17 protein-coding genes and 1 pseudogene are annotated in these 17,904 nt (G+C 46.1%); 1 reads left to right on the forward strand and 17 read right to left on the reverse strand.

Features of this window, described 5'->3' with window-relative positions; all coding sequences use genetic code 11:
- Nucleotides 1–44: 44 nt before the first annotated feature.
- The 15 genes and pseudogenes from ACOXXR_RS05410 to hemW all read right to left on the reverse strand — a co-directional run bounded on the left by ACOXXR_RS05410 (nucleotide 45) and on the right by hemW (nucleotide 13,707).
- On the reverse strand, nucleotides 45–1,373 hold the full coding sequence (locus tag ACOXXR_RS05410; protein WP_445278214.1) for a DUF6574 domain-containing protein: 1,329 nt from the start codon (nucleotides 1,371–1,373) through the stop codon (nucleotides 45–47).
- A gap of 98 nt (nucleotides 1,374–1,471) precedes the next feature.
- The gene (locus ACOXXR_RS05415) at nucleotides 1,472–1,753 is read right to left on the reverse strand and encodes a rhodanese-like domain-containing protein (RefSeq protein WP_154852718.1); all 282 of its coding nucleotides are present in this window, start codon (nucleotides 1,751–1,753) and stop codon (nucleotides 1,472–1,474) included.
- 21 nt (nucleotides 1,754–1,774) lie between these two features.
- On the reverse strand, nucleotides 1,775–2,266 hold the full coding sequence (locus ACOXXR_RS05420; protein WP_154852715.1) for a prolyl-tRNA synthetase associated domain-containing protein: 492 nt from the start codon (nucleotides 2,264–2,266) through the stop codon (nucleotides 1,775–1,777).
- A 28-nt stretch (nucleotides 2,267–2,294) separates the two neighbouring features.
- Complete coding sequence (locus ACOXXR_RS05425; protein WP_195550524.1) at nucleotides 2,295–2,894, reverse strand: uracil-DNA glycosylase family protein; 600 nt, start codon at nucleotides 2,892–2,894, stop codon at nucleotides 2,295–2,297.
- Nucleotides 2,895–2,946: 52 nt separating this feature from the next.
- Entirely contained in the window at nucleotides 2,947–4,353 is a 1,407-nt protein-coding gene (pepV, locus tag ACOXXR_RS05430; RefSeq protein ID WP_445278215.1) for a dipeptidase PepV, read from the reverse strand.
- A gap of 122 nt (nucleotides 4,354–4,475) precedes the next feature.
- Complete coding sequence (locus ACOXXR_RS05435) at nucleotides 4,476–5,081, reverse strand: nitroreductase family protein (protein WP_445278216.1); 606 nt, start codon at nucleotides 5,079–5,081, stop codon at nucleotides 4,476–4,478.
- Nucleotides 5,082–5,160: 79 nt separating this feature from the next.
- Nucleotides 5,161–5,996, reverse strand: a pseudogene (locus ACOXXR_RS05440) (metallophosphoesterase family protein).
- Between the two features lie 116 nt (nucleotides 5,997–6,112).
- On the reverse strand, nucleotides 6,113–6,715 hold the full coding sequence (locus ACOXXR_RS05445; protein ID WP_445278217.1) for an immunity protein Imm33 domain-containing protein: 603 nt from the start codon (nucleotides 6,713–6,715) through the stop codon (nucleotides 6,113–6,115).
- A gap of 24 nt (nucleotides 6,716–6,739) precedes the next feature.
- The gene (gene uvrC, locus ACOXXR_RS05450; RefSeq protein ID WP_445278218.1) at nucleotides 6,740–8,572 is read right to left on the reverse strand and encodes an excinuclease ABC subunit UvrC; all 1,833 of its coding nucleotides are present in this window, start codon (nucleotides 8,570–8,572) and stop codon (nucleotides 6,740–6,742) included.
- Between the two features lie 202 nt (nucleotides 8,573–8,774).
- The gene (locus tag ACOXXR_RS05455; protein ID WP_445278219.1) at nucleotides 8,775–9,734 is read right to left on the reverse strand and encodes a lysostaphin resistance A-like protein; all 960 of its coding nucleotides are present in this window, start codon (nucleotides 9,732–9,734) and stop codon (nucleotides 8,775–8,777) included.
- Nucleotides 9,735–9,746: 12 nt separating this feature from the next.
- On the reverse strand, nucleotides 9,747–10,376 hold the full coding sequence (locus tag ACOXXR_RS05460; protein ID WP_445278220.1) for a TIGR01906 family membrane protein: 630 nt from the start codon (nucleotides 10,374–10,376) through the stop codon (nucleotides 9,747–9,749).
- The gene (locus ACOXXR_RS05465) at nucleotides 10,369–11,139 is read right to left on the reverse strand and encodes a TIGR01457 family HAD-type hydrolase (protein ID WP_445278221.1); all 771 of its coding nucleotides are present in this window, start codon (nucleotides 11,137–11,139) and stop codon (nucleotides 10,369–10,371) included. The genes ACOXXR_RS05460 and ACOXXR_RS05465 overlap by 8 nt, the downstream gene beginning before the upstream one ends.
- A complete protein-coding gene (locus ACOXXR_RS05470; RefSeq protein WP_445278222.1) occupies nucleotides 11,129–11,833 on the reverse strand; it encodes a hypothetical protein in 705 nt (234 codons plus the stop codon). The genes ACOXXR_RS05465 and ACOXXR_RS05470 overlap by 11 nt, the downstream gene beginning before the upstream one ends.
- Entirely contained in the window at nucleotides 11,815–12,573 is a 759-nt protein-coding gene (locus ACOXXR_RS05475) for an acyl-ACP thioesterase domain-containing protein (protein ID WP_023023016.1), read from the reverse strand. Before ACOXXR_RS05475 ends, ACOXXR_RS05470 begins: the two co-directional genes overlap by 19 nt.
- A 3-nt stretch (nucleotides 12,574–12,576) precedes the next feature.
- Entirely contained in the window at nucleotides 12,577–13,707 is a 1,131-nt protein-coding gene (hemW, locus tag ACOXXR_RS05480; RefSeq protein ID WP_445278223.1) for a radical SAM family heme chaperone HemW, read from the reverse strand.
- Nucleotides 13,708–14,025: 318 nt separating this feature from the next.
- Here hemW and ACOXXR_RS05485 point away from each other — a divergent pair, with 318 nt between their 5' ends.
- Entirely contained in the window at nucleotides 14,026–15,549 is a 1,524-nt protein-coding gene (locus tag ACOXXR_RS05485) for an ATP-binding cassette domain-containing protein (protein WP_445278224.1), read from the forward strand.
- Nucleotides 15,550–15,834: 285 nt separating this feature from the next.
- Here the strand turns inward: ACOXXR_RS05485 and proC are convergent, their stop codons facing one another.
- Nucleotides 15,835–16,650 (reverse strand): pyrroline-5-carboxylate reductase, encoded by an 816-nt coding sequence (gene proC, locus ACOXXR_RS05490; RefSeq protein WP_445278225.1) that lies wholly within the window; start codon nucleotides 16,648–16,650, stop codon nucleotides 15,835–15,837.
- Nucleotides 16,651–16,653: 3 nt separating this feature from the next.
- Nucleotides 16,654–17,898: a glutamate-5-semialdehyde dehydrogenase gene (locus tag ACOXXR_RS05495; RefSeq protein ID WP_445278226.1), complete on the reverse strand. Its 1,245-nt coding sequence runs from the start codon at nucleotides 17,896–17,898 to the stop codon at nucleotides 16,654–16,656.
- Nucleotides 17,899–17,904 lie beyond the last annotated feature (6 nt).

A 17,904-nucleotide genomic window follows, 5' to 3' on the forward strand; every position in this document is an offset into this window, starting at 1 on the left:
GATATCTATATGAACAAGAATTTTATGACAAGGTTCCTACCCGATTAAAAGAAGGAAGCGATATAGACGGATACTTGTTCTAAAATGCGTCTGTCAACGATGCCAACAATTGTGAAGATGACTAGAATGACCGCTGTTGAAGCAAGGAGCAACAAGAATTTGTCAGCCTTGATTTTTGTTCTGTTCAAACCTTGGTAAACAGTGTATAGCAAGCCTAAGAAATAGAGAACGAAGATTAACGATCGAAGGAAGCTAAATCCTTCAAAGTACTTAACTAGAGAAAAAATTAAGACAATGAGGGATGCTGGCAAGGCATAGATAGACAAGCGAGCAAACTCATCGAATGAACGTTTGTAGGTGTATTCTTTATCTTGCAAGACAAGGTGACGAACCAAGAAACCAGTTAATTGAGTGGCGTAAATTGTAAAGAAAGTTACAATGACAATCAATAGGTAAGCCGTAAATCCTACTTCAGCGTAAGGGAAGGCACTCGCCACGAAGAAAAGTGAGAGGCTAAGGATAAATGCAGTTAAGACATAATGAAGAATACCATTCAATACTCTTGGTTGATTTTCTACTGTTGGTCGAACCAAAGCAGAAACAAACCATGACCAGAATCCTTTCATTGCTTGACCAAAGGCATTTGGTTGAGCAGGTTGTGCATAATAGGCTTGACCTGGTTGAGGTTGTCCTGGATAAGGTGCTTGCTGGAAGCCTTGACCTGGGGCTGGTTGACCAAATCCTGGTTGTGGCTGTTGTTGAGGCGCTTGTTGGAAGCTATTTGGTTGAGCACCAAAGACTGGTGCTTCTGGGGCAGCATTGAATTGTGGCGCTTCTTGAACTGGTGCTTCTGGAGCAGCAGCAAATTGTGGCGCTTCTTGTACTGGTGCTTCTGGTGCAGTAGCAAATTGTGGTGCCTCTTGCACTGGCGCTTCTGGCGCAGTAGCAAATTGTGGTGCCTCTTGCACTGGCGCTTCTGGCACAGTAGCAAATTGTGGTGCCTCTTGCACTGGCGCTTCTGGCACAGTAGCAAATTGTGGTGCCTCTTGCACTGGCGCTTCTGGGGCAGCAGCGAATTGTGGTGCTTCTTGAACTGGCGCTTCTGGAGCAGCAGCGAATTGTGGTGCTTCTTGAGCTGGCGCTTCTGGCGCAGCAGCAAATTGAGAAGTCACTTCTTCAGGTGCTGCTGGAGCAGCAACAAATCCAGCGTTTACTTGGTCTGGAGCTACTGGAGCCCCTACAAATTGTGAAGCTTCTTGGGCTACCTGTTCTTCTTGGAACTCACCTGCAGCCAACGCTTGAGCGATCTCTGCTTCAGTTGCTGAACGACCGTTCACAGCTTCAAAGTAATCAAGCCAATCCTGTTTGATCATAAAATAATCTCCTTATAAAACAAAATACAGATATATTATATAAAAATTTCCACTAGAATTCAATGTTCTACCGGAATTCACAAGCTGGGCCATCCCAACTACTCAAATGCATCCATGCCTCCTTGGACGTTGGTTACATCATAGCCCGCTTCTTCCAAAAATTGGCAAGCACGGGCTGATCGCCGACCAGACTTGCAGATGACATAATAGGCTTGGTCTTTTTTCAGCTCTGAAAAGCGTTCTGCCAATACTGATAAGGGAAGTAAGGTCACTTCGTCCAGATGAAGAGCATCGTACTCCTCTTGCTCGCGAACATCGACGACGTTAATTTCTCCTGCTTGGTACTTTGTTAAAAAGTCATTAAATGGAATTTCTTTCATGATTTCTCCTTTTTGATGCCACTATGGCAAGTTTAGTATTTCATATTTAAAATCAATGGATTCTAAAAAGCGGAATAGGTCTTGGGTTTTGATAAAGATCGTCTTTTCATTCGTGTTAGGATGGAAGGTCATGATTTCCTCTGACACAATGTCCTGATCAAAATAGACGAGAATATCCTTTTCTTCATTGTTTAACAAGCCAAAAGGAGATACTGTCCCAGCTGGTAATTGCATTTTTTCTGCCAGAGATTCAATTGAAGCCATGCGGATCCGATTGGCTCCTACTTGCTCTTTGAAATCCTCCATATCCAAGAGTTTCTGGTCATCCATGATGAGCAGATAGTACTGGCTTTTCTTTTTATTGGTCAAAAACATGGTCTTTGTCCGGACCCCTTCTAGACCTTCAATATAGGAATCGGCCTGCTCGGTAGTCAATACTGGTGGATGCTCCACCACATCAAAATTAATCCCGAGCTCGTCCAATTTGGCTTTGACTTTTTGATATGCATCCATGGGAATTCCTCCTATTGGTGGTTATCACTCATTTTTTCTTTTTGTACTCTCTTAAAATCTGCTGGACCCGAGCTTGAAGAGCCGGCACCACTTCTGCTTCAAACCAGGGATTCTTGGCCATCCAGATCTGATTGCGAGGCGATGGATGGACCAGAGGGAAATAGTCGGGCAGATAGTCCTTGTACCGACGCACCCGCTCTGTCACCTTGCCACTAACCTTCTCATGGAGATAGTAGGCTTGAGCGTACTGGCCGATCAAGAGGGTCAACTCAATATCCGGACACTCCTTAAGGAGCAGAGGGTGCCACTTTTCCGCAAAGCCCTTGCGAGGTGGCAGGTCCCCTGACTTGCCATGCCCAGGAAAATAAAAGTCCATGGGAATAACCGCAAATAGACCCGAATGGTAAAAGGTCTCTTCATCAACTCCCAACCACTCCCTAAGACGGTCTCCACTCTTGTCCTTCCAATAGAGGCCGGCTTCTTGTGTTTTCAGTCCAGGTGCCTGTCCGATGATATTGATCCGAGCAGTCTTTGGTGCCGCAAACAAGGGCTCGATCCCTTTATCCGTATAGTTTTTGTTTTGTGGATCGGCCATGATGGCCTCTTTGATCCGCTCCAGTTTCTCCATTTCTCCTCCTCTAAGCAAAAACTCAGCCAGCAAGTGCCGACTGAGTAGAGTCTTATTTGATGAGTTCGTAGATGGCTTCTGCGTAGATTGCAGCTGCACGGTAGAGATCTTCTACATCCGCAAATTCATTGGCTTGGTGCATGGTGTTCACATAGTCTGGGAACATGGCACCGAAGGCAACCCCACGTTTCAATAGACGACCAAAGGTTCCGCCACCGATTACTTGCTCATGACCTTTCAGTCCGGTTTGTTTTTCATAGACACGCAAAAGCGTTGAGACCAATTCATCTTCCATTGGAACATAGTGAGGGGTGTGGCCGTGGGCAGACAAGCTGACGGATGCCACTCCTTCTACTTTTTCAAGTCCAGCTTTGATGGTTTCTGGATCTGTTCCTTTAGGGTAACGAATGTTCAAGGCAATAGTGTTATCTGAGCTGTTTTCGTCGAAGTTGAAGACACCCGCATTCATGCTGAGGGCCCCCATCTTTTCATCCACATGGGCAATGCCAAGCTTCTCACCAGCAAAGTCTTCATGAAGAAGAGATGCTGACACTTGCAAGTATGCTTTGGCAGCTCCACCGAAGTCGAACTGGTTCAAGAAGAGAGCCAAATAAGTTGCTCCATTGATTCCAGCTTCTGGAGTAGAGCCATGGGCAGATTTCCCGATAATGGTAACTTTAAATTTACCGTCATCCTCTGTTGCCACTTCATAACGAAGTTGGTGTTCATTGGCAAAGGCCTCCAAAAGACCAGCTAAATCTGGTAATTGCCCAGAAACGACTGCTGTCGCTGACTCTGGGACCATGTTTTCGCGAAGGCCACCGGTGAAGCTATGAAGATGCGCTTGACCTGTATTTTGGCCTCCGAAGTGAAGGTACTCGGTGATATTTCCTTTTTCCCCGTTGATGATTGGGAACTCGGCATCTGGTGAGAAACCAAAGTCTGGGTCAGGAAGGCCGACATGTTTGAAATAGTAGTCCATATCGCCCCAGCCAGATTCTTCATCTGTACCGACCACGAAGCGCACGCGCTTAGATACTGGCAATCCCAGATCCTTGATAATCTTCAAGCCGTAGTAACAAGCTACTGTAGGACCCTTGTCATCTGATGAACCACGCGCATAGAGCTTGCCATCGATAATCTCAGGTTTATATGGGTCTGTATTCCAGCCACTACCTGCAGGTACCACGTCCATGTGGGCAAAGATTCCAAGCTCTTCTTCTCCTTGTCCAAAGGTGAAGTGTCCAGCATAGTTGTCCACATTGGTTGTTTCGTAGCCATCACGCTCAGCAATTTCCAAGAATTTCTCAAGGGCTTTGACGGGGCCAGGTCCATAAGGGTGAGTCTCATCTGCTTGGCTGTCATCTCGTTCTGAGTTGATTTCCAAGAGGCTGAAAAGGTCAGCCATCATTTCTTCGCGGCGTTTTTCTACTTCTGCTTTAAAGTCAATTGTTGTCATGCATTCCTCCGTTGTTTCGATTTAAATTGAATCCTTTAGAATCCCTTCAGCGACTGCCAAAGGATTCTAGAAAACCGGACTTGTATCGTAGAGACGAGACCATCCGGTTCTTTCAGTTTCTATTAGCGTTTTTCAATGATTTCGTCTACTGGCAAGCGGTAGCTAGGTTCTACCTTCTCAGCAGCATAGCCGACAGTAATCAATAGTTCTGGACGGAAACGCTCTTCGATTTCCAAGACTTCATTGACTTTTGATTTGTCAAAGCCAAGGATGATGTTTGAGCCGATCCCTTGGTCCGTCAAGGCCAATACCAAGTTCATCGCGACCAATCCAGCATTAAATGCCAAGTAATCGCTAATCTGTTGTTCATTGTAGCGAGCATATTCTGCAGGAAGGTTTTGCATGAAGTATTGCAACTGCTCCTCTGTGAAGTTCTTGACCCCACCGACACGCGCAATCTTCCGAGCCCGACGTTGCAAATCAGTATCCGTAAAGAGAGCAATGGTCACAGGTGCTTCCATGACTTGGTCATAGTTCCCACCATAGGCTACTTTTGCCAATTCTGCATTTTTCTGACGAACGACCACGAATTTCCATGGTTGGCTATTGTGCGCACTTGGAGCCAAGGTCGCAATTTCAATAGCTGTTCGTACATCCTTTGGATCGACCGGTTGGTCTGTAAAATGCTTGATCGCATGACGTTTTTTGTTGAGTTCTAGGAATTTCATAGTCAACTTCCTTTTCTAATTCTATTACCTCTATTTTAACACAAAATGAAAGAGCTTGCAGAGTTTTTTCATTGATCATTTAGGAAAGAAAATCATAGAAGTACTTGACGTCTTGGTCATAACCATACTGCTTATTCAACCTTGCGAGGAGCTCATTGTTATGACCTCGATAGTTATCCTCTCGTCTCAATTCTTCGTACATTTCAATAAAGGGAAGGTCCTTGTCCTTGGCATCTTGGAGCTCTGCTTCATAGTCATAGGCCACCTTACGAAAGTGCAGGTTGGTCACCCATCTTCTTCAACATCAATCAGCGCATACTGAGCTCTGTGGTTTTGTAGGGGCATCCAGTCAAAATAAGGCATGCCAATGGTTCCTGGATTAAGAATCTGCTGACCCTGATTGCCATAGCGAAGCAACTGCTTGTGGACATGACCGTAGATGGCCATATCCGTCTGGTCATCCAGCAGTTGATCAAAGTTCTCCGTCGCATTAGCTGGACGCAAGTCTCCACCATAATTCTTTTCTGGCAAGTTGTGGGTCAAGGAAAAGCGAATGCCATTGACCTCCTTCTTCTCCATTAGAGGAAGCGAGCGAAGCCAATCGATCCGCTTAGGATCCAGTCCTTCCATGACATACTGAGTGAGACGAAGCATCTGGATCTCCTGCGGATCCTCAAGCCCGTACTCGCCATCCAAAGCCTCTAGGACACAATCGTCCCAATTCCCACGAACAGCCGCTGTAATAGGAATCGCATCCAGCAAGTCAAAAAGGTCCTCTCTTCCTGGACCTGGTAACAAAATGTCCCCTAAAAGCCAGTATTCCGTCGCGCCTTGAGCACGCGCATCCGCAATCACTGCCTCCAGGGCTGTCGTATCTCCGTGGATATCAGATAAAATAGCGATTCGATGGTTCATAACTACTCCTTTTTGGATTGAAAAATCTGTGTATATTAAGTATAACAAAAACAAATAAAAATAGTGAAAACCATCCATTTGGATTGGATGGTTTCTCTTACGTTTAATGAATAGACTTACGAAATCGGAAAAATTTCTTCATCGCAATCGTTTAAAATTGAATGGATTTCTCCATCATTAACAAAAACTAGATAATCAGTTGGTAAGACCAACACTTTTATAAGTTTTAGATTCCATTTCAATAGTTCAAAAGCGTGAATGCCAACAAAGTCTTCATTATCTTGCCTTTGGTAGCCCATAAACCAGCCTGAGTCTCTCCGTCTTTGAGTATTTTGTCTTTGCAGATAGGTATGCTCATCCTCAAAGACACCTTTGGCAATCAGGATTTTATCGTCAAATCGAGTTTCTGTGGGATTTATCTGCAATTCTTTAGCGAGACTAGCCTGTTCGGACTGGATCCAAAGTGCTACCGTTAAATCCTCTGTAAAATCTTTAAAAGGGTTAGCTTCATAATCAATGGAGACAAGTCTAAACTGCTGTTTTTCCACTTCTATCAGCTTATAAATACTAAACCCAACCTGAAACAAGAGCTCATTTTGAAGGTCACTTTTAGATGCCAGTATAGTTGTGATTTTTAACCACTCTTGGAAAAGACCCTCAGAGAATTTCCCATAAAAAATAAAACCGTTACTTTCAATTTTTGTATCAAGAAGTTCCATTTTTTCCCCTAAAAATAAAATCCTTTACTGCAAGTCTTTTACCGGCTCCGCCACTTCCATCAAGGGACTTGCTTCTTCTTGCTTTCCTTGATGGAGCTTGGCTTGCACCGCCTCCGCGACTGCTCGTGGGATACCGACCGTAACGATCTCATCCACAGTGGCTTCTTTGATCTTGGTCAGTGACTTGAAGTGCTTCATCAGCAGTTGCTTGCGTTTTGGTCCCAAGCCTTCAATGCCGTCCAACTGAGAGGAGAAGGAATTCTTGGACCGAAGCTGGCGGTGGAAGGTGATGGCGAAACGGTGGACTTCATCCTGGATCCGTTGGAGTAGGAAAAATTCCTGAGAAGTCCGTGAGAGTTCAATGACTTGGAGAGGATCCCCGAAGAGCAATTCATGGGTTTGGTGCTTGTCATTCTTTTGCAGGCCTGCGATGGGAATATCCAACCCCAATTCTTCTTGGATGACTTGCTTAGCGATATTAACTTGCCCCTGACCCCCATCAATGACGATCAGATCTGGTGGCGTCAGGCCATCCCGCATAACCCGGCTGTAACGTCTGCGAATGACCTCCCGCATGCTGGCATAGTCGTCTGGCCCGACGACAGTCTTAATCTTGTACTTGCGGTAGTCCTTTTTACTTGGTTTCCCATTGACAAAGACCACCATGGCTGAGACCGGACTGGTCCCCATGATGTTGGAGTTATCAAAGGATTCAATGCGCACAGGGGTTGGAATTTGCAGAAGTTTTCCAAGATTTTCAATAGCACCTTGGGTCTTTTCCATGGATTTTTCAAGGAGATTGAACTTCTGCTCCAGACTGACACGCGCATTCTTAATAGCCAGATTGACCAACTGCTTCTTCTCCCCTCGCTGGGGCTTGAGGACCTTGGTATCCACTAGGGCCTTGACCGCTTCCTCATCGATATCCTGAGGGATCAGGATTTCATTGGGAATCAGGTGAGATTTCTCCTGGTAAAACTGCCCTACATAGGTCAAAAAATCCTCGTCTGGATCATTGTAGTAAGGGAAGAGGTTGACATCCCGCTCGATCAGCTTGCCCTGACGGACAAAGAAGACCTGCACACACATCCAGCCCTTGTCCACGTAGTAGCCAAAGACATCCCGGTTCTGCAAATCCTTGGCCATGACCCGCTGTTTGGTCCGCAGGGTCCCGATGGCCTGGATCAGATCCCGATACTCGGCCGCCCGCTCAAATTCCATGTTTTGCGCAGCGGTAGTCATCTTGAGCTTGAGCTCATCGATAATCTTGTCATCCTGCCCCTTAAGGAAATCAGAAACCTCCTGGGCCATGCCCTTGAAATAGGCCTCGTCCTTGTGACAGACAGTATGGGCCATACACTGCCCTAAATGGTAGTAAAAGCAGACCTTGGAAGGCGGATTAGTACACTTGCGGAAAGGGAAAATCCGATCCAAGAGCCGCTTGATCTCATTGGCCGCTCCCACATCTGGATAGGGACCGAAATAGAGACCGCCATCCTTTTTGACCTGGCGCGTGATGATGAGACGCGGATAGCGCTCATTGGTAATCTTGATGAAGGGATAGGACTTGTCGTCCTTGAGCATGATATTGTACTTGGGCTTGTTCTCCTTGATGAGGTTGATCTCAAGAAGCAAGGCTTCAATATTGGACTCAGTGACGATAAACTCAAAATCCACAATCTCAGATACCAGGGCTTCCGTCTTGGTGTCGTGGCTCCCTCTAAAATAGGACCTCACTCGATTGCGAAGATTCTTGGCCTTCCCCACATAGATGATGGTACCGTTCTTGTCTTTGTGAATGTAACAGCCCGGACTCGTCGGCAAGAGCTCGAGCTTGGATTTAATCAAGTTATTCATACTCTCTATTATAGCAAAAAAGAGAGTGGGACAGAAATCGGTAATTCGTTAGAATTCGATTTCGTCGTCCCACCTCCGCACAGTTGAGCAGGGCTGTAAAAGCTGATAAAACCAGCGTAGTAGAGCCCACTCAACCACTGCGTATTGCTCGACAATCCAAAAAAAATTGAGAGGCTAGGACTTTTGTCCCAGCCTCTTGATATTAATAACCTCTTAGGTAAGGAAGTAAGGACATAAGGGTTGTCCCAAGGACCAAGACCCAGAACCAGAAGGAATACAGGCTTCTTTGGAAGACGCCTGGTGCTGGTCGGTTTTCTTGAATGTAGTGAAAAATAGCTTTTCTCTTTAAAATCAAGACGATGGTAAAGGCGATGGTTCCCCCTAAAAAGACAAGAATTTGAACCCATTCGGCCACATTCATATTGACATGCGTGCCGAGGTAATGAAGCCCTTGAGAGAGGACCAGGTTGTTAAAGATATGGTAGAAAATGGCCCACCAGATCGAATACTCGAAGGTCAAGTAGCCAAAGCCTAAACCAATAATCGTCGCAAAGAACAACTGATCAAAATTGGCATGGAACATTCCAAAAGCCAAGGCTGTCATGACGATCGCAAAGACTTTTCCATACTTTTCTAAGGCTCTCAAGCCAGCCGCCCGGAATACCAATTCCTCTGTGATAGGACCGATCAGGGTCGCATAGAGTAAGAGACTCCAAGACTGGCTGAGTTGTTCAGACATGTCCTCTTGAGGCTTGAAAAAGCCCAAGGTTTCCATCATGTGGTCTAAGAGCTGAGATAAGGCACTAGAAGCCAATTGGGCAAACCCCAAGAAGGCAATGAACACTAAGAAAGTCTGCCAGGTCATCTTGCGTCCCTTTTGTCTCACATCTCCTTTAAAGAGGGAGCCTTGCCGATAGAGGGCAAATAGGAGGACTCCTATACTGACAGATATTAGATAGCTAATCCCATTCCCATTGATGAGATTTTCTACATACTCCTGCTTCTCTGCCATCTCCAATCCATACCGTCCAAACATAAAGAGGGTAATGGCAAAGGTCAAAATGATGCTAACAAAGACCATGACCAAGAGATAGAGACAAACCATCCCCGAAAAGCTTCCCAAATCCTTTTTGGGATCTAAAAATCGATTAAACTGTTTCATCCATTCACTCCGCTAATCTACTGTTTTTGTTTTCCGGCTCCATCCGTAGCACCATCCAAAAGCCCCCTCATAGAGAACAAAGAAAATCAGAAAGGCATGTAGGAAATAGTCCTCCGGAAGAGCTAATATGATGGGATCCTTGTAGGGATCAAAGAGCCAAGTAGCATCTCCGACAAAGAGGACTTGGTGAAAGAGGGTAAAGAATTGATCAAAGCCAATAAATAGGGTCACTCCTCCTATGACGATAGGCAAGAGAACCATCCCACCAAATACAGGGCGATAGAGACCTGCGTAGCCTTTACGCATCACTGTTCGAATAAATCGTATAGCCACTGGCAACAAGACCAGGAACAAGATCTGAGTCAGGTGAAAGAGGTACTTGACTGCTTGAAAATGATGGAGGCCATCTGGAGAGGATGGAAAATCTGGCATCTCCAGCTTCCAATTAAAAGGACTGGTCAAATACTGCATGAGGACTTGAAAGTTCTTCTGAATGACTGCAGGAGTCAAACCGGTCCGATTCTGAATCCGTAACCAGCTAATCTCCATGGGATAAATCAACCAGGCTACGAGGATGGTACCTAAAATCACTGTTGCTAAGAGCCAGAGGACAAAGCCCGTTACCTTTAACCGATCACGCATCGAAATCCCACTCCGCTAAGCTAGATAGGACGTGCGTTGGTGGCAAGGGCAGGTCTGGCACTTCTTCTGGCTTGGTAAAGCCAGTTGTCACCAGCAAAGTAGGAATGCCATTGTCAATTCCTGCTCGGATGTCGGTCAGGTAATTGTCTCCCACCATGACCACTTCTTCGCGCTCTAGTCCCAGGTGAGCGATGGCCTTGTCCATAATGATGGCATTGGGCTTACCGATAAAGGTCGGCTTCACGCGCGTTGCCGCTTCGATAAGAGCATTTAGAGCTCCTGCCCCTGGCATCATTCCCCGCTCTGTCGGGATATTGAGGTCAGGATTGGTCCCGATGAAATGGGCTCCCTTTTGAATGGCCAAGGTAGCGATAGAGAATTTCTCATAGTCCACTTCCCAGTCGAGACCAACCACGACATAGGCTGGATTGACAGTATCTTCTACGAAGCCTGCCTCAGCAATTGCTTGTTTCAAGCCAACATCTCCAATGACATAGGCGGTTTTTCCAAGATTCATGTCCACCATATAATCAATGGTCGCTAACGTCGCTGTATAGATGGTATCCAGTGGCGTTTCGATGTTGAACTGGCCTGCCAGCATCTTTTGGACCATTTCCGGCGTCCGCGTGGTATTGTTGGTCACAAAGAGGTAGGGGATCTGACGCTCTTGCAATTCGTGGACAAAGGCTTCCCCGGCTGGGATCCGCTCTTTCCCTTTGTAGATGGTTCCGTCTAAGTCAATTAAATAACCCTTATAAGTCATGAGATTCTTGGTCTCCTTTTTCACTTACTTCCTCTGCTTCTTTCTCCTGAACTTGAAACTGGCCACCTGCTCCATACAGAAGCAAGCAAGCCCCGTATAAGGCAAATTGAAGGACAAGACCGAAGAAATTGATACTTGCTTTTCCAGCCTGAGTAAAGAGGAAGGATGAAATCATCAAGATGACGATGGTCACCATTAAGCCACCAATCTTAGCCTGATCAATGGTAATGGTATAGACGCCAGTTTCTTTTTCCTCATTAGTCTCTTTGCCAGCCTGAATAGGCTTCATGGTCTCAATGAAATCTGTCATTAAAGTCGCTGCGAGGCTGACAGTCGTACTGAAGAGAACACCTTGTGAGAGCTTATCAAAGAAGTTACTCCAAAAACTACCTGATTGGCTAGTGATACTCAAAGAAAAGACGACGACAGGCAGGATAAAGGCCAAAATCAAATGAATCCAAACACGATACCAGCGTACATCTTCCTTGAGAAAACGAAGAAAGTCTTCAAAACTCAATCGGTAGCGTACAAAACGAATCGCTTCCTCAATAAAGATATAAAAGGCTGCGACTAAGGTTAAGAAACCATCTCCCAATACATAGAGAGGATTTTTCTTACGACGAGCATAGGCAACAACCCGTCGTTGAACCTCCATCAAGTCTTCTTTTTTCTGTTTTAATCTTCTTTTTTCCATAATGTTTCCTTATCTATTTCTTCCCAAGTGATGAGGGCTTGGGCGTGTACTTGGCCTTCTGATGAGATGACATGATTGCTGATCATCCCTTCTCGCTCAACGCTAGAGGTAATCATGCCCCCAGGCAGGACCTCCTTAACATACTTGAGGTGGACCCGTTTAGGGATATGCTGGGTTAGGAATTCTGCTCCCATCACTTCGAAGACCCAGTCTAGGTACTTGCTGTTGTTCACATGGCCGTTCATGTCTAAATCATAGAAACGTACATGGTAGTTCTGCTCCATGGCCCCATTCAGTTCTGGATAGCGTGGACCACGGCGGATCTTCTTCTCAAACGGTGACTCATATGGATCGGTAATCTCCTCCGGTACGGATTGGACCTTACGACTATCCCGATCCATCAAGACAAAGGTGGCCACCATCTCGACGATAGCTTCCCCATTCTGGTCTCTGACCACAAAGGAACGGTAGCAAAAGAGACGATTGTGGGCCAGGGCCTGAGTCTCAATGGTAATCTGTTCATCAAAGACCGGCAGGCGATGAACCGTGATGTCATAGTCGGTGATGATCCAGACTAGATTGTACTGTTCGAGCAGGTCCCTGTCACTGATACCAATCTCCATCGACTGCATGCCTGAGACTTGCAAGGACAAGAGGATGAGCTGTGGCATTTTGATAAAGCCATTCACATCGCTCATATCAAAGGGGACTTTCATGTCATACTGATAAATTTTAGCCATCGTTTACTCCAATATAAATTTCTCTGCTACGGTATCACCAAGGAACAAACCTCTCTTGGTCATCCGGACTTGCTTGTCATCTGGAACCAAAAGTCCCTGCTCCGTCAGACTGGCAACCACTTGTCCATAGCGTTGGTCAAAGGACACACCGAATTTCTCTTCAAAACGTGCCTTGGACACACCTGTCTTTTTCCGTAGACCGAGGAACAACTCCTCTTCCATCTTCTCTTCCAGTGTCAGGTGCTCCTCTGTGATTCGAGCCTTACCTGCTTCAACTGCTTCCAGATAATGCCGGATAGGTCCGTGATTCTTGTAGCGAATCCCATCCACATAACCAGAAGCTCCTGCTCCTAGACCATAGTATTCTGCATTATCCCAGTAGACCAGATTGTGGCGACTTTCAAAACCAGGCTTGGAAAAATTGGAAATCTCATAGTGCTCAAAGCCTGCTTTTTCCAATTCCTCAATGATGTACTCGAACATCTCTGCTTCCAGCTCCTCTTTCGGTAGAGGAAGCTTGCCCCGTCTCATCCGATTCATAAAGACCGTGTGGTTCTCTAAAATCAAGCTATAGAGACTCATGTGGGGAATGTCCAGGTCGATGGCCTTAGCGACATTTTCCTTGACCTGGTCCATGGTCTGACTCGGCAGAGCATAGATTAAGTCAATGGAAATATTGTCAAAGCCAGCCTGCTTGAGGTGGCGGATATTGTCATAAATATCTTGCTCCTGGTGGCTCCGACCAATCTTCTTCAACATCTTATTATCAAAGGTTTGGACTCCCAGAGAGACCCGATTGACCTGAGAGTCCTTGAGGACTGCGATCTTATCCGGATCCAAATCTCCAGGATTGGCCTCGATGGTAAACTCCTCTACCTCCGATAGGTCCATGACCTTGGGCAATTCTGTCAAGAGATAGGCCAGTTGCTGGGCAGATAGAGCTGTCGGTGTCCCTCCACCGATGTATAGGGTCCGGAGTTTGCCAATCTCATATGACCGAGTCTCCTGGATCAGGTGTTCCAGATAAGCATCGACCGGCTGATTCTTGATAAAAACCTTCGAAAAGTCACAATAATAACAAATCTGGGTACAAAATGGAATATGCACATAGGCAGAGGACGGTTTAGCTTGCATAACCTTTATTATACCACATTTCGCACCAAAGCCCGAGCAGAAAAGGGAGGGTAAAGTAAGGATTTCCTTGACAAGAAGGAATGAAAGGAATAGAATAAAGCTAATCACATTCGGAGGTAAGGAGATATGAACAACTAAGTTTCGTTAAATAAGATACTTTATTTAGTGGACTGCTTGTTCTATCTCTTTTTGTGTACCCTCTTGCCTATTCTCCAACTTCTTGTTGGCTATATTAGGTCTTTTTCTGCTTGGGTTCCACTTGAATACAGCTCTACTAAATAGGTAGAGCTGTTTTTTGTCCCAATAGAAAGGAATCTTATGCTAAAACTATCCCACCTCACCATCCGCCATACAAAAGATTTACGAGATTTGGTTCGCGATCTGTCCCTAACCATTCATGAAGGGGAAAAGGTTGCCATTATTGGCGAAGAAGGAAATGGAAAATCTTCCTTGCTTCATGTCCTCATGTCCCCAAAATCCCTACCAGATTATCTGACCATAGAAGGCCAAATCACCACTTCCTTTCACTCCTATGCCTATATCCCCCAGACTTTGCCGGAAGCCTTGAAGGGAAAAACCTTGGAAGAATATTTTTTTGGAGAAGACGAGTTAGACTATGCCACCCTCTACAGACTGGCTGATCAATTGCATTTTGACAGCGACCGCTTTGCGAGTGGCCAAGCTATTGGAAGTCTATCTGGAGGAGAAGCCCTCAAAGTCCAACTGCTACACGAACTTTGTCGTCCTCATGAAATACTATTTTTAGATGAACCTTCAAACGATTTGGATTTGGAAACCCTAGACTGGCTCCAGCAGATGATTCAAACGAGCCCCCAAACCATTTTATTTATTTCCCATCATGAGGATTTTTTGACTCAGACAGCGGATACGATCATCCATCTAAGACAGATCAAACACCGCAAGGAGGCTGAAACCATTGTAGAGCACCTAGGCTATCAAGACTACAGTAGCCAGAGGGAGCAACAATTTAAGCAACAGTCCCAGCAAGCTGCCAACGATCAACGAACCTACCGAAAAACAATGGAGAAGCATCGTCGCGTCCGTCAGCAAGTCGAAACATCCTTACGAAACACTAAGGATAGCACTGCTGGACGTCTCCTGGCAAAGAAAATGAAGTCCCTCCTCTCACAAGAAAAGCGCTATGAGCGAGAATTCCAATCCATGACTTCCCAACCCTATGATGAGGAAATCATCCATCTGCATTTCCCTCCCCTCACTCCCTTGTCTCCCCAAAAAAGAGTCCTTCTCTTAGATCAGGAAGAGCTCGTAATTGGCGATCGGGTCCTGCTTAAGAACCTCTCCCTCACTCTTCAAGGGCAGGACAAGATAGGGATTATCGGTTCAAATGGTGTTGGGAAATCCACTTTCCTAAAAATGATCTGGGATCTTTTACAGGAGAATATGAGTATCCGCACTGCCTATATGCCACAAGATTACACGGAACTCCTCCCTCTGACTCAGACACCCGTTCAATTCTTACAGCATTCAGGCGATCGCGAAGAAATCAATACCATTCAATTGCATTTAGCCTCCCTCAACTTTACCTATTCTGAAATGCACCATCCTATCTCTGAACTTTCTGGTGGCCAGCAAGGAAAACTCTTTCTCCTTCAATTAGTACTCACAAGGCCCCAGTTTCTGCTCTTGGACGAGCCTACTCGTAATTTTTCCCCCACTTCCCAACCAGAAATTCGACGCCTATTTGCAGACTACCCAGGCGGACTAGTCACGGTCTCTCACGACCGGACCTTCCTCAAAGAAGTCTGCCAAAAAATCTATCGTCTGACCGAAAATGGTTTGGTAGAAATAGAGTCGCTCTAACGTAAAAAAGATTGGCCAAAACCAATCTTGGAGAACAAAGAAAAAATGTTCTATTATACAAATCTAACAAATCAAGAATTATCCAATCCTCTATTGAAACTTTTCCGCCGTGAGAAAAGTGCCTGAAACGTAATAGTTTCAGGCACTCGGAATTATTGAGACCTTAGGCTCAATAATTAGTCATGGAACTTCGAGGAAGTTCGCTGACGTCCAATCTCACCTAAGGAAAGTTTCTAAGAGGACATTATTTTCAATTTGAAAGATTGGCCAAAACCAATCTTTTTTCTATTTCTTCGCTGCCTCTTGTCCCATTTCTTGGGTGCGTTTGTAGGCTGCTTCCACTCCTGCAATAATGTCGCCCCGTAAGCCAACTTGTTCCAGACGATTGACTCCTGCGATAGTAGAGCCACCTGGGCTACAAACTGCATCTCGCAAGCAGGCTGGATGCTCGCCTGTCTCTAGGACCATTTGACTAGCTCCTTGGAAGGTCTGGGCGGCCATCTGCAAGGCTTGCTCACGTGGAAGCCCTAAGCTCACTCCAGCATCTGCCATGGCTTCGATCATTTGATAGACAAAGGCTGGACCACAGCCTGCCACAGCAGTTGCAGCATCCATCAATTTTTCTTCCATTTCGTAGAGGGCTCCTGCTCCTGCTAAGAGCTGTTTGACTTGGGCTACTTGTTGGTCTGTCACTACTTGGGAGCGGGCCAAACTGATGACACCTTGCCCAATGGCTACGGGCGTATTGGGCATGATACGAATGAGCCCCACTCGGTCATTCTTAACCACAGCAGCCATCTTTTCTAGTTCTAGGCCTGCAGCCATGGAAACCAACAGGAGATTGGATCGTTGGGTCAAAATATCCAGGTACTCTTCTAGTAAAGGGCAGATCTGATAGGGTTTGACCCCTAAGAAGATGACCTCCGCCTCTTCAAAGGCCTGTTGCAGATGAGACGTTGTCCCCCCATACAGGCTGATAAACTCTTCCACTTTTTGCGAGGAACGGTTGACCAAGAGCAAGTCTGTGGTAGCCACTTCTTTTGAGACCGCTTTGGCCAGACTAGCTCCCATATTTCCAAGACCGATAAATGCTACTTTCATCTCTTACCTCACTTGACCGTTTCCAGTGACCAGATACTTATAGCTGGTCAGCTCACGCAAGCCCATAGGACCACGCGCATGTAATTTCTGGGTCGAGATCCCCATTTCACAGCCTAGGCCAAACTCTCCGCCATCTGTGAAGCGGGTCGAGGCATTGACATAAACGGCTGCCGAGTCTACCTGGTTGCTGAAGAGCTCAATGGCTCTTGGATCTTCAGAGACAATGGCATCTGAATGGTGGGTACTATGGGCTTCAATATGAGCAATCGCTTCTTCTACAGAAGGGACCACCTTCACAGCCATGACATAATCCAAGAATTCCGTATCAAAGTCAGTCTCAGAAGCCGGTGTCCCAGTAATAATTTGTTGGGCTTGGGTATCTAAGCGTAGCTCCACTGGCACCGGAGCCTCATCTACCAAGACTTTCTTCACCATCGGAAGAAAATCTCCAGCAAGGGCTTCATGTACCAAGAGGACTTCCATGGCATTGCAGACAGAGGGGCGACTGGTTTTTGCATTTTCGATAATGGCGAGTGCTTTCTGGAAATCAGCTTCCTTATCCACATAGACATGCACAATCCCTGTCCCTGTCTCAATCACGGGTACAATCGCTTGCTCTACGACTGCCTGAATCAAGCCAGCTCCCCCACGTGGGATAAGAAGGTCTAAATCCCCCTTAGCCTTCATCATGACTAGACTACTCTCCCGACTAGTATCTTCTACCAACTGTAAGACAGCGGGATCAATGGTGGTCGCTTGCAAGCCTGTTTTTAAGGCTGAAACGATAGCATGGGCTGTCTGATAGGCATCCTTGCCACTGCGAAGGACAACAGCACTCCCACTTTTCAGAGCTAAAGCCGCTGCATCAGAGGTCACGTTGGGACGACTTTCATAGATAATCCCAATGACCCCCATGGCTACCCGTTTCTTCTGAATGACCAAGCCATTGTCCAGGGTCCGCTCCTCCAAGAGCTCTCCAACCGGATCTGGTAGGGCAACCACTTGGAGAATCCCATCGGCCATGGCTTGAATCCGCTCTTCCGTCAAGAGCAGGCGATCCAGCATCACCTCCGAAATCCGTCCCCGAGCTGCTTCCATATCCAATTGATTAGCTGCTAGAATTTCAGCTGTGGCCTCGACTAACGCGTTGGCCATAGCTCTTAAGGCTTTATTTTTTTCATCACTTGTCGCAGTATTAATACTTTTTTTGGCCTGTTTGGCCAGGCGAATCTGTTCGATTGTCTCCATCTGATT

The sequence above is a fragment of the Streptococcus sp. KHUD_013 genome (assembly GCF_052588545.1).